Origin of the sequence: Sphaerisporangium sp. B11E5, assembly GCF_039871875.1 — a bacterium.
Lineage (GTDB): Bacteria > Actinomycetota > Actinomycetes > Streptosporangiales > Streptosporangiaceae > Sphaerisporangium.
Map to the genome: position 1 here is coordinate 237,290 of NZ_JBDPMD010000002.1, position 16,761 is coordinate 254,050.

General features: G+C 70.5%; 14 protein-coding genes. 11 read left to right on the forward strand and 3 right to left on the reverse strand.

Features of this window, described 5'->3' with window-relative positions; all coding sequences use genetic code 11:
- Nucleotides 1–83 precede the first annotated feature (83 nt).
- From recQ to ABGB17_RS03180, 8 genes are all read left to right on the forward strand, one after another.
- The gene (gene recQ, locus ABGB17_RS03145; RefSeq protein WP_347626160.1) at nucleotides 84–2,252 is read left to right on the forward strand and encodes a DNA helicase RecQ; all 2,169 of its coding nucleotides are present in this window, start codon (nucleotides 84–86) and stop codon (nucleotides 2,250–2,252) included.
- A 155-nt stretch (nucleotides 2,253–2,407) separates the two neighbouring features.
- Complete coding sequence (locus ABGB17_RS03150; RefSeq protein ID WP_347626161.1) at nucleotides 2,408–3,085, forward strand: endonuclease; 678 nt, start codon at nucleotides 2,408–2,410, stop codon at nucleotides 3,083–3,085.
- A gap of 367 nt (nucleotides 3,086–3,452) precedes the next feature.
- Nucleotides 3,453–3,743, forward strand: a complete 291-nt coding sequence (locus ABGB17_RS03155) for a hypothetical protein (RefSeq protein WP_347626162.1) — start codon at nucleotides 3,453–3,455, stop codon at nucleotides 3,741–3,743.
- Entirely contained in the window at nucleotides 3,731–4,930 is a 1,200-nt protein-coding gene (locus tag ABGB17_RS03160) for an FxsB family cyclophane-forming radical SAM/SPASM peptide maturase (RefSeq protein WP_347626163.1), read from the forward strand. The genes ABGB17_RS03155 and ABGB17_RS03160 overlap by 13 nt, the downstream gene beginning before the upstream one ends.
- On the forward strand, nucleotides 4,927–7,695 hold the full coding sequence (locus ABGB17_RS03165) for an HEXXH motif-containing putative peptide modification protein (RefSeq protein ID WP_347626164.1): 2,769 nt from the start codon (nucleotides 4,927–4,929) through the stop codon (nucleotides 7,693–7,695). Before ABGB17_RS03160 ends, ABGB17_RS03165 begins: the two co-directional genes overlap by 4 nt.
- Before the next feature lie 275 nt (nucleotides 7,696–7,970).
- Entirely contained in the window at nucleotides 7,971–9,593 is a 1,623-nt protein-coding gene (locus ABGB17_RS03170) for a VCBS repeat-containing protein (RefSeq protein ID WP_347626324.1), read from the forward strand.
- A 230-nt stretch (nucleotides 9,594–9,823) separates the two neighbouring features.
- Nucleotides 9,824–11,464: an FG-GAP-like repeat-containing protein gene (locus ABGB17_RS03175; protein ID WP_347626165.1), complete on the forward strand. Its 1,641-nt coding sequence runs from the start codon at nucleotides 9,824–9,826 to the stop codon at nucleotides 11,462–11,464.
- 314 nt (nucleotides 11,465–11,778) lie between these two features.
- The gene (locus tag ABGB17_RS03180) at nucleotides 11,779–13,269 is read left to right on the forward strand and encodes a PQQ-dependent sugar dehydrogenase (protein ID WP_347626166.1); all 1,491 of its coding nucleotides are present in this window, start codon (nucleotides 11,779–11,781) and stop codon (nucleotides 13,267–13,269) included.
- A 127-nt stretch (nucleotides 13,270–13,396) separates the two neighbouring features.
- Here ABGB17_RS03180 and ABGB17_RS03185 read toward each other — a convergent pair whose 3' ends face one another.
- Nucleotides 13,397–13,756 carry a hypothetical protein gene (locus ABGB17_RS03185; RefSeq protein WP_347626167.1) on the reverse strand — a complete coding sequence of 120 codons (360 nt, stop codon included), beginning with the start codon at nucleotides 13,754–13,756 and terminating at the stop codon, nucleotides 13,397–13,399.
- A gap of 53 nt (nucleotides 13,757–13,809) precedes the next feature.
- On the opposite strand from ABGB17_RS03185, the gene ABGB17_RS03190 reads away from it, so the two are divergent.
- Both ABGB17_RS03190 and ABGB17_RS03195 read left to right on the forward strand, forming a co-directional pair.
- Entirely contained in the window at nucleotides 13,810–14,142 is a 333-nt protein-coding gene (locus tag ABGB17_RS03190; RefSeq protein WP_347626168.1) for a YnfA family protein, read from the forward strand.
- A gap of 37 nt (nucleotides 14,143–14,179) precedes the next feature.
- Nucleotides 14,180–14,458, forward strand: coding sequence for an antibiotic biosynthesis monooxygenase family protein (locus tag ABGB17_RS03195; protein WP_347626169.1), 279 nt, complete (start codon nucleotides 14,180–14,182; stop codon nucleotides 14,456–14,458).
- A 21-nt stretch (nucleotides 14,459–14,479) separates the two neighbouring features.
- On the opposite strand, the gene ABGB17_RS03200 is transcribed toward ABGB17_RS03195, so the two are convergent.
- A complete protein-coding gene (locus ABGB17_RS03200; RefSeq protein WP_347626170.1) occupies nucleotides 14,480–15,685 on the reverse strand; it encodes an FAD-dependent monooxygenase in 1,206 nt (401 codons plus the stop codon).
- Nucleotides 15,686–15,770: 85 nt separating this feature from the next.
- On the opposite strand from ABGB17_RS03200, the gene ABGB17_RS03205 reads away from it, so the two are divergent.
- Nucleotides 15,771–16,346, forward strand: a complete 576-nt coding sequence (locus ABGB17_RS03205) for a TetR/AcrR family transcriptional regulator (protein ID WP_347626171.1) — start codon at nucleotides 15,771–15,773, stop codon at nucleotides 16,344–16,346.
- An 8-nt stretch (nucleotides 16,347–16,354) separates the two neighbouring features.
- On the opposite strand, the gene ABGB17_RS03210 is transcribed toward ABGB17_RS03205, so the two are convergent.
- Nucleotides 16,355–16,759: a MerR family transcriptional regulator gene (locus tag ABGB17_RS03210; protein ID WP_347626172.1), complete on the reverse strand. Its 405-nt coding sequence runs from the start codon at nucleotides 16,757–16,759 to the stop codon at nucleotides 16,355–16,357.
- Nucleotides 16,760–16,761 lie beyond the last annotated feature (2 nt).

Sequence of the window (16,761 nt, forward strand, 5' to 3'; positions counted from 1 at the left end):
AGGGCACAAATCGACGGCATCACGTTATCCACAGGTCACACGGAGCCCGGGCGTAACCCGCCGGGCCCTCATAGAATCGGCCGGTGACCACCCCCGAGGACGACCACGGACGCCCGGTCCCCGAATGGGACGACGCCCCGCTCCCTGACGCCCCATGGCCGGCGGACGACGACTCCTGGCACGACGCGCCGGTGACCGCCGGGGAGAAGCCGTCCGGGGCGGGGGTGTACGAGGAGCTGTTCGGCGGGCGGGGTGAGGCGCCGCGGGACGCGATCGGGGCGTTGCGGCGCATCTTCGGGTACAGCGAGTTCCGGGGGAGCCAGAAGGAGATCATCGACCACCTCGTCGACGGCGGGGACGCGCTGGTGCTCATGCCGACCGGGGGCGGCAAGTCGCTGTGCTACCAGATCCCCGCGCTGGTGCGGCCCGGGGTCGGGGTGGTGGTGTCGCCGCTGATCGCGCTGATGCAGGACCAGGTGGACGCGCTGAACGCCGTGGGGGTGCGGGCCGGGTTCCTCAACTCGACGCAGGACCCCGAGACGCGGCGGGTGGTGGAGGCGGCGTTCGTCGCGGGGGAGCTGGACCTGCTGTACCTCGCGCCGGAGCGGCTGCGCACCGAGGCGACGATGCGGCTGCTCGACCGGGGCACGGTGTCGTTGTTCGCGATCGACGAGGCGCACTGCGTGGCGCAGTGGGGCCACGACTTCCGGCCCGACTACCTCGCGCTGTCCGCCCTGCACGAGCGCTGGCCTGACGTGCCGCGGGTCGCCTTGACGGCCACCGCGACCGATGCGACGCGGGCCGAGATCGCGACCCGGCTGAAGCTCGAGGACGCGCGCCACTTCGTCGCCGACTTCGACCGGCCCAACATCCAGTACCGCATCGTGCCCAAGAACGAGCCGAAGCGGCAGTTGCTCAAGCTGCTGCGCACCGAGCACGACGGCGACGCGGGCATCGTCTACTGCCTGTCGCGCACCTCGGTCGAGAAGACCGCCCAGTTCCTCGTGGAGAACGGCGTGCGGGCCCTGCCGTACCACGCCGGCCTGGACGCGGCCACCCGCGCCGCCAACCAGTCGCGGTTCCTGCGGGAGGACGGCGTGGTCATGGTGGCCACGATCGCGTTCGGCATGGGCGTCGACAAGCCTGACGTCAGGTTCGTCGCCCACCTGGACCTGCCGCGTTCCGTCGAGGGCTACTACCAGGAGACCGGCCGCGCCGGGCGCGACGGCCTGCCGTCCACCGCGTGGCTGGCGTACGGGCTGCAGGACGTCGTGCAGCAGCGGCGCCTGATCGACACCTCCGAGGGCGACGCCGCCCACCGGCGGCGCCTGGCCGTCCACCTGGACGCGATGCTGGCGCTGTGCGAGACGGTGGAGTGCCGCCGGGCCGGGTTGCTGGCGTACTTCGGCCAGAAGGCGGAGGGGTCCTGCGGCAACTGCGACACCTGCCTGTCCCCGCCCAAGGCCTGGGACGGCACGATCGCCGCGCAGAAGCTCCTGTCGACGGTGTGGCGGCTGCACCATGAGAGGCGCCAGAAGTTCGGCGCCGGTCAGGTGATCGACATCCTGCTGGGCAGGCGTACGCCCAAGATCGCTCAGTTCGGCCACGACAAGCTGACCGTGTTCGGGGTGGGCACCGACCTCACCGAAGCCCAGTGGCGGGCGGTGGTGCGCCAGCTCCTCGCCCAGGGGCTGCTGGGCGTGGAAGGCGACTACGGCACGCTGGTGATGACCGACACCACCGGCGAGGTGCTCGCCCGCCGCCGTCAGGTCATGCTCCGCCAGGATCCCGAGCGCGTCGCCCTCAACCCGCTGCGGCCCGCCAAGGCCGACGGGGAGCCCGGCCGGGCCCGCTCCGGCACCCAGCCCACCCTGACCGGCGGCCGTGCGGACCGCCCCGCCGCGCCGGGCGGCAAGCCCCGGCGGGCCGTGGCCGAGCTGCCCGAGCACGCCGTGCCCGTCTTCGAACGCCTCCGCGCCTGGCGCGCGGCGAGCGCCCGCGAGCAGGGGGTGCCCGCGTACGTCATCTTCCACGACGCCACGCTCCGCGAGATCGCCGCCGTCGCCCCGACGTCCCTCGCCGCCCTGAGCGAGGTCAACGGGGTCGGCGAGGCCAAGCTCGCCAAGTACGGCGAGCAGATTCTCGACCTGCTCGCGGGGAAGGAGGCGTCCGAGAGCCCGGGGAGCCCGGGGAGCCCGGGGAGTCAGGAGAGCTTGGAGAGCCCTGGGAGCCCGGAGGAGTCGCCCGCCTGAGGCGGTGTCCCGGTGTGGCTGCCGTGCGGGCTGGACGTGGGGCCCCGTGCGGTTGCCGTGAGGGCTGCAGGTGGGGTGTCGGTGCGGTTGCCGTGGGGGGGCTCGGTGTGGTTGTGGGGAGGCGTGGTGGGGGTTGGTGGGGGTAGCTACACGGCATGGCCGACAAATCGGGGCAGCATGAGGCCGTGGTCAAGGTTTTGCTTGATCGGTATGGGCGGACTTATGCGGAGGAGGCAGGAGTTGGGCTGGCGGACCGGCCCGGGGCGTTGTATCGGCTGCTGGTGCTGGCGACGCTGCTGAGTGCGCGTATATCGGCTGACATCGCGGTGGCGGCGGCGCGGGAGTTGTTCGAGGCGGGGTTCGGGACTCCCGAGGGCATGGCGGGGGCCGGGTGGCAGGAGCGGGTGGACGCGCTGGGGCGGGGGCACTACCGGCGGTATGACGAGCGGACCGCGACCATGCTGGGGGACGGGGCCGTGCTGCTCGACGAGCGGTGGCACGGTGATCTGCGCGAGCTGCGGGACGAGGGAGGCGGGGACGCGGACGCGATCCGCGGGCTGCTGACCACTTTCCCGGGGATCGGGCAGGTGGGCGCGGACATCTTCCTGCGTGAGGTGCAGGGGGTCTGGCCACAGGTGGCGCCCTACCTGGACAGGAAGGTGCTGGACGGCGCCCGCAAGGTCGGGTTGCCGCACCGGCCGGAGGCGCTGGCGGCCCTTGCGTGCTCCGACAAGTGCCTGGCCAGGTTCGCCGCCGCCCTGGTGCGGGTCGCGCTGGACAAGAAGGCGGCGGAGCGGGTGCGGGAGGAGGCCGCCGCGCAGGCCACCCGGTGAATCACCGGAGCCCGGCTTGGGCGTGCCGGGGTGCGAAGGGCGGGTCGGTGAATCACCGGAGCCCGGCTTGGGCGTGCCGGGGTGCGAAGGGCGGGTCGGTGAATCACCGGAGCCCGGCTTGGACGTGCCGGGGTGCGAAGGGCGGGTCGGTGAATCACTGGAGCTGGCTTGGGTGTGCCGGGAGGGTAGAGCCGGTCGGATGAGCTCGTGGTGCTGGTGGGCCGGTTTCGGATGGTGGCACTGCTGTGGAGGGGGCGTGGTTACTCTGCGTTCGCATTGACAACTCGTAGGCGACCACCGAGCATTGATTACCCATCTTGATTTTTCGGATATGCACGGTCGGACAACTGGCGCGAGGGCGGTCGAAATGGACGAGGTGCCCAACCCCGAGGATGGTCTTGACGGTATTGAGCTGGAAATATCCGAGCTGGACCTGAGCACCATCGATTCTCTGGAGGGGACGGCGCTCGGCACCATTCTGGGTGATCTCTATCGGGCGGAGCGGGACATCACCGTCGACGGGTCGCCGCTCGGCCAGATCTTCAGTTCGCACAGTTCGCACAGCCGGTTCAGCTCGTTCAGTTCATTCAGCTCCTTCAGTTCATTCAGCTCCTTCAGCTCGTTCAGTTCGCACAGCTCGACCTCGTGGGCGAGGTAGCCGCCGCGTTCGGGGGAAACGCGGAGGACACGGCCGCGGAGCCGTTCAAATCGTTCATCTGCAAGGTCGCGTCGCGGTGCAACCTGGACTGCGACTACTGCTACGTCTACCACCACGCCGACCAGTCGTGGCGGGACCAGCCGCAGCGCATGTCACTGGCCACGGCGGCGCAGCTCGGGCGGCGGATCAACGAGCACGCGGTGGCGCACGGCCTCGGGCGGGTCGACTTCATCCTGCACGGCGGGGAGCCGCTGCTGCTCGGGGTGGACTACCTGCGCGCACTGTGTGAGACCGTGACGGCCCACGCGCCTGACGTGCGTATCCGGTGGAACGGGCAGACCAACGGGACCGAGTTCACCGACGAGGTGCTGAAGTTCTGCGAGGAGTGGGACGTCTGCTTCGGGCTCAGCATCGACGGGCCCCGGGCGGCCAACGACCGGCACCGGGTGGACCACGCGGGACGGTCGACGTTCGACCAGGCCGAGCGGGCGCTTAGGTTGCTGAGCGGGCGTGGGCGGCGGCACTGGGGCGGGGTGCTCGCGGTGATCGACCTGGAGTCCGACCCGGTCGAGACGTACGCGTACCTGCGGGCGTTCGAGCCGCCGTCCATCGACTTCCTGCTGCCGCTCGGGCACCACGACATGCGGCCCCCGGGCAAGGAGACGAGCCTGTCCGGCACGCCGTACGCGGACTGGCTGCTCGCGATCTTCGACGTGTGGTACCACGAGCGTCCGCAGCCGATCAGGATCCGCCGGTTCCGCGACGTCATCGGGCTCTACCTCGGCGCGACCCGCAGCTCCGAGGAGTGGGGCCTCCAGCCGGTCGACTTCATCGTCGTGGAGAGCAACGGCGAGATCCAGGCGGTGGACACGCTCAAGGTGACGTACCCGGGCGCGTGCCGGCTCGGCATGGACGTCTTCCGGCACAGCTTCGACGACGCCCTCACCTCGCCGATGGTGCGGGCCCGGCAGCAGAACTGGCGCACGCTCGGCGAGACCTGCCGCCGGTGCGACGTCGTGCGCATCTGCGGCGGCGGGTACTTCCCGCAGCGCTACTCACGTGAGGACGGGTTCCAGAACGTCTCGGTGTACTGCGCGGATCTGATGAAGCTGATCCGGGTGGTCACCGGCACCGTACGGCGGGACCTCGCGGCCCTGCCCCGGCAGACCGAAAGGCGAACGCGGTGACCGCACGACTCGACACCTCGACGATCGCGTCCCTGGTGACGCCACGCGGCTGGACCGAGGAGAACCGGGCGATCTTCGCGGCGCGGTACTACAACACGCTGCTCGGGGTGCGGCGGCTGCGCGACCTCCTGGCGGAGTGCTGCCCGGAGTCCCTGGCGGAGTCCGGCTTCGAGGACGCGTTCGCGGCGTTGTCCTCGGCGCCCGCGCCGGCGCAGCACAAGGTGCTCGGCCACCCCAGCGGGGGTTTCTGGGTGGACGTGGCGTGGAACCTGGTACGGCGGCGGGCGCACGAGCGTTTCCCGCGCATGCACGTGGTGCCCCACCTGCAGGAGTTCACCCGCTTCGCCCTGGCAGCCAGGTACCTGTCCGGCCAGGGACGGATGTCGGCCGTGGTCCGCACCGACGAGGGCGGCCGGGTGGCCCTCCCCGGCACCGGCGTCTGCCTGCGCCCCGGCACCGGCCCGTACACCCGGGTCAGGGTCACCGTCGAGGACGGCGAGGTGGCGGGCGAGCGCGACCTGGTCCCGTCCCTGGACGCCGGCCCCGAACTCAACTGGCTGGACGCCGACCTCCGCCTCGGCGGCCGCACCCCGTACCTGTTCGCGGACCTCCCGCCCGGCGAGGCCCGCCACTGGGCCCGCACCCTGGACGGCCACTTCGCCACCGTCGCCGAGGTCTGCCCGCCCCTCGCCGCCGAGCTGGCCGGCGGCCTGCGCGCCCTGGTCCCCATCCGCTCCCACGACCCGTCGGTCCACGTGAGCGGCAGCTTCCGCGAGGCCCCCGGCCTGGTCGCCCTCTCCCTGGGCACGCCCCTGGCGACGATGGAGGCCCTGGTCCACGAGTACGGCCACCAGAAGCTGTACGCGGTCCTGGCCCTGGACCCGCTCGTCGTGGCCGACCCCGGCGAGGCCGTCCACTACTCCCCGTGGCGCGACGACCCCCGCCCCCTGAGCGGGCTCCTGCAGGCGACGTTCACCTTCGTGGCGGTCCTCCACTTCTACCGCACCGTCCTCGAATCCCCCGGCACCGCGGGCCTGGACCCCGGCCCCGTGATCGCCCGCGCCTACCACCTGTCCGGCCAGGTGACCGACGGCCTCGCGACGCTCCGGGGCCACGCCGCCTTCACCCCCCTCGGAACCGCCCTCATGGAGGAGATGACCACCCGTCTGGCCGACCACACCGCCCACCTCCCCGTCCCGCCCCCGGCGGACCGCACCCGGATCGACACCCGCCGCGCCGCCCACCGCGGCCGCTGGACCGAACGCCACGGCAGGCCCCGCGCGTCCGCCCCCGTGGAGGTGCCGTACGTCCGGGGCGAGCGGGACGCGGAGACGCTGCGGGCGCTGGGGTTGCCCGCCGGCTGGTCGGCCGGCTCGATCGTGCGGCGGTGGTACCCGGGGGACTCGCTGCTGGAGAGGGTGCGCGAGGTGGCCGGCGACGTCGTGTTGCCGCACACGGCGGTGGGGGAGTCGCTGGTCGCCGACCTCGCGGCGGGCCATCTGGCGTACGTGCGGGGGCAGTACGAGACCGCGGCCGAACGGTACGCGGCGTGTGTGCGCCACGAGCCGCGCAGCCCGTACTTCTGGCAGTGTTACGCCTTCGCGCTGCGGCATCTCGGCAGGCACGGGGAGGCGTTGTACATCCTCACGCACACCGGTGAGCTGATGGCCCTGGGGAGCGCGCCGCGGCCCGGGGGAGACGTGCGGGAGACGCCGGAAGCGGTGGCGTGGGGCCTGGACCTGCCGCCGGCGCGGGACACGGTGCGGGCCGCGGTGGCGCTGCCGTTCGATGCCCCGGCGGCCGAGGCGGTGCGGCACAGCCGGTACGGCGGGTTCGTGGAGGCGACGCTCGGAGGCGCGCAACTTCCCACGTTGATCGCGGTGGCGCACGGCCTCAAACCCGCGATGGACGCCTGGATCCCGCTGGAGGGCTGGCAGGCCTTCCAGCGGACGGTGCGGGCACTTGGGCTGCGGCACCACGTGGACGCCTGTTTCGACCGCCATTCCGAGCAGGTGGGCCGGGTCCCGGCCGACCAGTTGACGACCACGCGGGCCGCGTTCAGCCGGTCGCTGACCCCCGGCACCGAGGCGCACGTGTTCCTGGCCAGGGACCAGGAGGCCCTGGACCGGGTGGTGGGCTCCGGCTGGTACCCGCTGATCGTGGACGGGAAGGTCGTCAACAAGCACCGGGCCGACCATGACACCTTCGGGGACGCCCTGGGCTACCCGGAGTGTTGCCAGGAGTTCTTCCGCCACCGCAACAACTGGAACGACGACAACACCTACTACGCCGCCCTGCTCGCCACCGAAGGCGAACCGTCCATCCTGTGCAACCCGTTCCCCCGGCACACCATCTTCGGACTCGTCCCGTACATGCCGTGCTCGTACTCCTGCCCGGAGACGATGAAGTTCGCCGGACGCCTGCGCGACGTCATCGCCGCCGAACTCCCCGGCTACTGGACCGCCATCGAACGGGCCCTGAGCAAGCCGCTCCTGTGCGTGTCGGAGCTGAAGATGTACTGGTTCACCGGCGAGTCCGTCCACAGGGACGGCACCGCGACCCACATCCGCTACACCGGCGTCGAGTCCCTCTACCCCATAGAGTCCACCGACCCCGTGCACGCCCTCCTGTCCCGCGGCGACCGCTGCACTCTCGACGGCGACATCCTGTACGTCCACGAGGGCGACACCCTGGCAGGCACCCACCGCACCCGCGGCGACCGCCACGGCCCCGAGTGCCCGTTCGTGCTCACCTTCGGGCCCTGATCAGGCCTCGCTCGATCATGCGGCACGGGTGAAAATCGTCAATCAACAGATTTGAGGCGACCCGCCTCGGCTTGCCGTTGACAAGCCATTCCTGGCACACCTTCTCCGGAAACAAGGCTGTAGCTGCTGCAGCGCCTTTGGAGCGGATTTGGAGGACATTGCCGGAGTCTCTTGGAGGTAACCACAAAGCCAAGAAGGGACTTCAAATGCGTGCTTTTTCCGCAGCGGTGGCCCGAGGGTCGGGGACACACGCGAGGTGGCGCGTCGGACTGGTGATGGCACTGGCGGCTGGGGCGGCGCTTGCGTTTTCCCCCGCCGCGGCGGCCGATCCCGTTCCTCGGCCGGCACCGGCTGAGGTCGACGCCGCGCGAACGGTCGCGCCGTGCGACCCGGCGGGCCCCAACTCCACCGATTCTCGCTTGGCCGCGGAGCTGAATGGCAAGCTCACGGCCAAGTTGCAGGGTTACATGTCGGCGTACCGGGTTTCGTGCGCACGCATGGTCGTCAAAGCGGTCAAGGACCGAGGGTTGCATCTCAGGGCGGCTGTGATCGCCATCACCACCACGATCGTGGAAAGCAGTATCGAGAACATCGACGTGGAACTCGACCACGACAGCCTCGGATTGTTCCAGCAGCGGGCCACGTGGGGCACCAGGGATCAGCGTCTCGACCCCATCTGGGCCACCAATGCGTTCCTCAACAAGATGCTGTCGGAATACCCGAACAACACCTGGCTGAACGCACCCATCGGTGAGGTGTGCCAGAGCGTCCAGGTCTCGGCGTTTCCCGAGCGATACCAGCCTGAGGCCGGTGACGCCCAGATCATCGTGGACGCCATAATCGCGTCTGCGGAAGCGCCCGCACCTCCTGCCGGCGATGCCGGGGTGCGGGCGGATTTCAATGGTGACGGCCGTGACGACGTGGCCGGTCTCTACGATTACGGTGACGCCAGCGCCGCGCTGTGGGTGTGGACGGCCGGTCAGGACGGTAGCTTGCAGGCCCCGGTGCGGGTCTGGCAGTCGGGTACCTGGGATGCCGCGCGTACCAAGGTGGTCGGTGGTGACTTCAACGGCGATGGTCGTGGCGATGTCGGTGCGCTGTATGACTATGGTGACGCCAGCGCCGCGCTGTGGGTGTGGACGGCCGGTCAGGGGGGTGCCTTCCAAGCCCCGGTGCGGGTCTGGCAGTCGGGTACCTGGGATGCCGCGCGTACCAAGTTGGTCGGTGGGGACTTCAACGGCGATGGTCGTGATGATGTCGGCGCGCTGTATGACTACGGCAACGCCTCCAGTGCGTTGTGGTCCTGGAGCGCGACTTCGACCGGCATCTTGCAGGCCCCGGTGCGGGTCTGGCAGTCCGGTACTTGGGATGCCGCGCGTACCAAGGTGGTCGGTGGTGATTTCAACGGCGATGGTCGTGATGATGTCGGCGCGCTGTATGACTACGGCAACGCCTCCAGCGCGTTGTGGTCCTGGAGCGCGACTTCGACCGGCATCTTGCAGGCCCCGGTGCGGGTCTGGCAGTCGGGTACCTGGGATGCCACGCGTACCAAGCTGGTCGGTGGTGACTTCAACGGCGACGGCCGTGACGATGTCGGCGCGCTGTACGACTACGGCAACGCCTCCAGCGCGTTGTGGTCTTGGACCGCGACTTCGACCGGCATCTTGCAGGCCCCGGTGCGGGTCTGGCAGTCGGGTACCTGGGATGCCACGCGTACCAAGCTGGTCGGTGGTGACTTCAACGGCGACGGCCGTGACGACGTCGGCGCGCTGTACGACTACGGCAACGCTTCCAGCGCGTTGTGGACGTGGACCGCGACCTCTACCGGCACCCTGCAGGCCCCGGTGCGGGCCTGGCAGTCCGCCACCTGGGACGCCACCCGCACCAAACTCCTCTGACTGACGGACTGACAAGGCCGAGTTACCGGCTCTGAACCGCGCCGTGGTTCGCACATCGGGGCATCCCACGCCCCGGCGAACCCGGCGCGGTTCACGTATATCGCTCGTTCAGCGGCGTTACACCGCTTTTGGATGGTCTTTGCAGACATCACAACCATGCTTCCCCATGAACGTACGAGTGGAAGGGGAGCCCCTTGAGACAGTCCTTTGGCCGTTTGGTCGCAACTGCTGTGGCCCTGGCCGTATCGGCGGCCACCGCGCTGGCGATGACCGCCACGCCCGCCGCCGCGGCGACGCGAAGCAGCATCGTCGACATCGCGGAAAGAGAGATGGCCGACGCTCAGCGCAATATCGAGCGACCCGCCGGCAGTAATTGCAACTACTACACCGGTGTCTTCCGGGAGTGGAAGCCGTCGAGCGGATGCGGTTCCGCGGACGGTGTTCAATTCCGGGACAGCGACTGGTGCGCCGACTTTTCCAAGTACGTATGGAGGGCGGCGGGAGTCACCCACGCGGACATCGCCGAACTCAACGGAGGAGTCCTGACGGGCTGGGCCGCGTCGTTCAAGGACTACGGCACCAAATATGGCACCTGGCATACCAGGGCAAGCGGTTACACCCCGCTGCCCGGTGATGCCGTGGTCTTCGACTGGGACCAGAGCGGCGACATCGACCACGTCGGCATCGTGACGTCGGCCAACTCCAGCACGATCACCACGATCGAAGGCAACAGCAGCGATCGGATCAAGGCGAACAGCTACTCCCGCGGCAACGTCGACATCGTGGGCTACAGCGCCCCGCTCGGGATCACCCCGGACCTGCCGCCCCCCTCTGTCCCCCCTGCCGGCGACTCCGGGGTGCGGGCGGATTTCAATGGTGACGGCCGTGACGACGTGGCCGGTTTCTACGACTACGGTGACGCCAGCGCCGCGCTGTGGGTGTGGACGGCCGGTCAGGACGGCAGCCTGCAGGCGCCCGTGCGGGCCTGGGAGTCGGGTACCTGGGATGCCACGCGTACCAAGCTGGTCGGTGGTGACTTCAACGGCGATGGTCGTGGCGATGTCGGCGCGCTGTATGACTATGGTGACGCCAGCGCCGCGCTGTGGGTGTGGACGGCCGGTCAGGGTGGTGCCTTCCAAGCCCCGGTGCGGGTCTGGCAGTCGGGTACCTGGGATGCCACCCGTACCAAGCTGGTCGGTGGGGACTTCAACGGCGACGGCCGTGACGACGTGGCCGGTTTCTACGATTACGGTGACGCCAGCGCCGCGCTGTGGGTGTGGACGGCCGGTCAGGACGGCAGCCTGCAGGCGCCCGTGCGGGCCTGGGAGTCGGGTACCTGGGATGCCACGCGTACCAAGTTGGTCGGTGGTGACTTCAACGGCGACGGTCGTGGCGATGTCGGCGCGCTGTATGACTATGGTGACGCCAGCGCCGCGCTGTGGGTGTGGACGGCCGGTCAGGACGGCAGTCTGCAGGCGCCCGTGCGGGCCTGGGAGTCGGGTACCTGGGATGCCACGCGTACCAAGTTGGTCGGTGGTGACTTCAACGGCGATGGTCGTGATGATGTCGGCGCGCTGTATGACTACGGCAACGCCTCCAGCGCGTTGTGGTCCTGGAGCGCGACTTCGACCGGCACCCTGCAGGCCCCGGTGCGGGTCTGGCAGTCGGGTACTTGGGATGCCGCGCGTACCAAGTTGGTCGGTGGTGACTTCAACGGCGACGGCCGTGACGATGTCGGCGCGCTGTACGACTATGGCAACGCCTCCAGTGCGTTGTGGTCCTGGAGCGCGACTTCGACCGGCACCCTGCAGGCCCCGGTGCGGGTCTGGCAGTCGGGTACCTGGGATGCCACGCGTACCAAACTCCTCTGACCAGCGCAGCGCCCTGTCGTTGAGGTCCTGAAGCAAGCGAAGATCCCGTCTGATTTCGCCAGCAGACGGGATCTTCGCTTGCTCGAAGGCGACCGCCGTCCGGCAAGGTGCTGACAGTTTCGGGCGACTACTGAAAGTTTCGCGTTCCGCATGATCCCGGACCATCCTGGCAATCCTGACATCGCAGGTCAGGTGACGAATGCCTCATCAGTGAGGATCGGCGGTCATTGCCGGGCGGAACATCGGATCTATACCGTGCGTGAATCCGGGCAGCAAACTGGGCGGCCACCACCGTATCGGCCGGGGAGTTCGTGATGCGCAAACGCTTGGCTCTTATCCTTGCATTCTGGGCGTCGGTCGTGACCGCGGTGGTGGTGCTGGTGAACCCACCGTCCGCGGGGGCGCTGATCGGCGGTTTCGACTACGGCCGGGCGCAGCAGGTGGCCTCGGGGCTCACCGTGCCCTGGGGCATGGCGTTCCTGCCCGACGGCAGCGCGCTGGTCGCCGAGCGCAACAGCGGGCGCATCATGCAGGTGCGGGTGGGGTCCGCGGCGACGCAGGTGGCCACCATCTCGGGTGTGTCGGCGCAGGGCGAGAGCGGGCTGATGGGCCTCGCGGTGTCGCCGACCTACGCCAGCGACCAGTGGGTGTACGCCTACTACACCACCTCGACGGACAACCGCCTGATCCGGTTCCGGCTGAGCGCTCCGGGGTCGCCGCAGGTGCTGTTGTCCGGTGTGCCGCGCGCCTCGTTCCACGACGGCGGCCGTATCGCGTTCGGCCCGGACGGCATGCTCTACCTCAGCACCGGTGACGCCGGGACCACCGCCAACGCGCAGAACACCAGCTCCCTGGCCGGCAAGATCCTTCGCATGACGCCCACGGGCGGTGTGCCGGCGTCCGGCAACCCGTTCGGCAACTCGCTGGTGTACAGCTACGGCCACCGCAACCCGCAGGGCCTGGCCTGGGACGCGCAGGGCCGTCTGTACGCCGCCGAGTTCGGCCAGAACACCTGGGACGAGATCAACCAGATCGTCGCCGGCGGGAACTACGGCTGGCCCACCTGTGAGGGCCGCTGCAACAACTCCCAGTTCCGCGACCCCATCGTGACCTGGACCACCGCCGAGGCGTCGCCGAGCGGCCTGGCGTACGCGAACAACACGCTGTTCGCCGCCGCGCTGCGCGGTACCCGCCTGTGGACGGTCCCGCTGAACGGCTCCGGCGGCGCGGGCACCCCGGTCGCCGAGCTGCAGGGCCAGTACGGCCGTCTGCGCACGGTCATGCTCGGCCCGGACGGGTGGTTGTGGTTCACCACCAGCAACCGTGACGGCCGCGGGTCGCCGTCCGCCGCCGACGACCGCGTCATGCGCATCCCGCCGACCGGTGTCACGCCCACGGCCACCCCGACGGTCACCCCCACGGTGACCCCGACCGTGACCCCCACGGTGACCCCGACCGTCACGCCCACGGTGACCCCGACGGTGACCCCGACGACCGGCCGTAGCTGCACCGCGACCTACCGGGTCGTCAACCAGTGGAACAACGGCTTCCAGGGCGAGCTGAACGTCCGCAACAACGGCACGGTCGGCATCACCTCGTGGACCGTCACCTTCGCCTTCCCGAACGGCCAGACGATCACTCAGCTCTGGAGCGGTTCCTACACCCAGTCCGGGAGCAACGTGACGGTACGGCCCGCCAACTGGAACGCCAACCTCGCCCCGAACTCCGCCACCACGGTCGGCTTCAACGGGTCCTGGTCCGGAACCAACGGTGTACCCGCCCCCGTGAGCTGCAGCGCCACGTAGGCAGCGCGGGACACCCCCGAGGCCGCGGGTGCGGCGAGCCCCTGACCTGGCCCGCACCCGCGGCCCACTTCCCTCACGAGGACCCCGGCACGCACCCGTGCCGGGGTCCTTCCGGTTCCAGGTGGTTCTAGGTGGCGATCAGCCGCCCGGCGTGCTCGGTCTCGCCCGGCGTGATGGCGGCGGGGCCGCTCCCGCGCAGGCGCCAGCGGGTGACGGCGCCGTCCGGGCCCGTCTGGGCACCGGAGGCCAGGGCATTGTCGATGCGGCGCCGCACCTCCGGCTCGTCGCGGGGCTCGGCGGCGAACAGGACGCGCAGGCGCACCTCGTCGGCGTCGCGGTCGGTGTGGCAGTGGTGGGGGGCCAGCGGGCAGGGAGGCGGGTGCTCCCAGTGGCCGCACAGCGCCACGGTGACGGCCGCGCCGAGGGCCCGCTCGTCCCCGCCGGGGGACAGGACGGCCACGGCCTCGTGGGCGAACGCTTCACGCATCTCCCCAGCGTCTCGCGGGAACCCCGCCGCGGCCAGCCCTTACAGTCACCACCGTGACGATCGTGCGTTCCCTGCTGCTGTTCGTGCTCGCCGCGCTCGCCGAGATCGGCGGCGCCTGGCTGGTCTGGCAGGGGGTGAGGGAGCAGCGCGGCCTGCTGTGGATCGGCGCGGGCTTCGTCGCCCTCGGCCTGTACGGCCTGGTCGCCACCTTCCAGCCGGACGCCGCGTTCGGCCGGGTGCTCGCCGCGTACGGCGGCGTGTTCGTCGCCGGGTCCCTCGTGTGGGGCGTGGTGGTGGACGGCTTCCGGCCGGACCGCTGGGACGTCGTCGGCGCGGCCGTCTGCGTCGTCGGCGTGCTGGTCATCATGTACGCCCCGCGCGGCTGACCGGAACTCCCCGCCGCCCCCGGACGTCGTGCCTGACATGATCATTATTTCCGGGAAGCTGCACGTGGTGGACAGGGACTCCTACCTGGAGGGCTGCAGGAAGGTCGTCGAACAGGCCAGGAGCGCCCCGGGGTGCCTGGACTTCGCGTTGTCGGCGGACCTGCTCGACCCGGCGCGGATCAACGTGTACGAGCGCTGGGAGTCGGACGCGGCGCTGGAGACGTTCCGAGGCGCCGGCACGGAGGAGGGACAGGCGGCGCAGATCCTGGACGCGGAGGTGGCGCGGTACCGCGTCTGCGGCGTCGAAGCGCCGTAGAGGTGCGTGCGGGGCGCCGGGTCACGCGCCGGCGCGGCGGTAGTCCCTGATCGTGACGGCGGTGGCCGCCGCGCGGATGGGCTCGGTGACGCGGCGGATCACGCGTTCCCTGCCGGGCAGGCGGGGCATGAGCCGCAGCATCAGCATCTGGAAGCGGATCGCCGTACGCGACCGCAGCACCATGCCCTTGAGGTTGCTCTCGGCGAGTTTCTGGTTCTCGGTCACGTAGTGCCGCATCTCCCGCTCATAGGCGGCGAACGCGGCCGCGTGGTCGCCGCCCGCCTCGGCGAGGCAGCCCGCCAGCACGTACGCGCCGACGAGGGCCAGGCTGGTGCCCTGGCCGGACGCCGGTGAGGGGCCGTACGCGGCGTCGCCGACGAGGACCACCCGGCCCGACGACCAGCGGTCCATGCGCACCTGGCTGATCGAGTCCAGGTAGAAGTCCGGCGCGTCCGCCATGGCGGCGAGCAGGCGCGGGACCTCCCAGCCCTGACCGGCGAACAGCTCGGCCATGAGCTTCTTCTGCGCGGCGACGTCCCGCCGGTCGTACTCCTGCGACGGCGAGGTGAACAGGAAGATCGCCTTGGCGCCGGCGTCCCGCCGGGTGGCGTACATGCCCATGCTCCTGCCGGGCACCGGGTGCATCATCTCGGTGCGGTCCAGCCCGAGGTGGTTGGGCACCGTGAAGATCGAGATGTGGTGCCCGAGGTCGCGCACGTACCGCGACTCCTCGCCGAAGGCCAGGTCGCGCACGGTGGAGTGCAGCCCGTCGGCCCCCACCACCAGGTCGAACGTGCGGGGCGGGCCGTTCTCGAAGGTGACCTCCACGCCCTCGGGCGTCTCACGCATGCTCGCCACGGAGTCGCCGTAGATGTACTCCACGCCTTCGGTGGCCTCACGCAGGACGCGCGCCAGGTCCCCTCGCATGATCTCGGCGTCGTCGCCCTCCCGGCCGCCGAACAGGTCGGCGTCCATGCTCGCCACCTCGCGGCCGGCCGCGTCCACGAACCGGGCGACGCGCATGCCGGTGGCGTGGCGGCGCACCTCGTCCAGCAGGCCCATGCGGGCGACGACCTCCAGGGCCGCGCCCCGGATGTCGATCTTGTAGCCGCCGTCCCTGGGCCCGGGGGCGCGCTCCACGACGGTCGGGCGGAAGCCGTGGCGGCGCAGCCAGAAGGCGAGGGCGGGGCCGGCGACGCTCGCGCCGGAGATCAGGATGTTCGTCATGCCCCTGACTGTACAAACGTCTCATACGGATGTCTAGTACAAATGTCCAAGACATCCGTCTGAGACATGTACTAAGCTTCGGGCCATGGGAAACCGGGAAGACCTGCTCGCCGGGGCCAAGCGCTGCCTGATGGAGAAGGGCTACGCCGCCACCACCGCCCGCGACATCGCGGCGGCCGCGGGCACGAGCCTCGCCTCCATCGGCTACCACTTCCGCTCCACGAAGGCCCTGCTCGACGCGGCCCTCGTGGAGGCCATGGCGGAGTGGGGCCATGAGATCGAGCAGGCCCTCGCCTCCGCCCCGCCCGGCGCGACCCCCGCGGCGCGGTTCGAGGCGATCTGGTCGCGCATCATCGAGTCCTACGACCGGACGCGCCCGCTGTGGGCCGTGCAGTTCGAGCTCCTCGCCCAGATGGAACGCAGGCCCGAGGTGCGCGAGGCCTTCGCCGCGGCCAACCGTCAGGGCCGCCTCGGCCTCGCCGAGCTGTTCGGCCTCGACCCGGCCGCCGACGAGAAGAAGGCCATGGCCGTGGGCGCCTTCCACCAGGCGCTCCTCGCCGGCATGGCCTCCCAGTGGCTGGTCGACCCCGGCCGGACGCTCACGCCGTCCGACCTCGCCGGCGCGCTGCGCGCCGTCGCGGAGAGCCTCGGGCCCGAATGACGCCCGGCTCAGCTCCCGGTGAGGCCGCCGGGGATGCGGGACTCGATGCGTTCCCGGGCGTGCGGGCAGTCGCCGAAGTCGTGCGGGCAGCTCAGGGCGTGCTCGATGAGGCTCTTGGCGGCCTGGGCCTCCGCGATGCGGCGGTCGAGCACGGCGAGGTGCTCCTTCAGCAGATCGGCGTGGTCCATCGGGTCGCCGGTGGACAGCAGCTCGGCGAGCGTGCGCAGGCTGAGGCCGGCCTCCTTGCCCATGAGGATCATCGCGACCCGGCGCAGGTCGGCGTCGCCGTAGCGGCGGTGCCCGCTCTCGTGCCGGGCGGGCGCGAGCAGGCCGGCGTTCTCCCAGTGGCGCAGCACGTGAGCAGGGAGCCCGAACCGGGCGGCCAGCTCGCCGATGGTCAGGCTTGACTTCATGT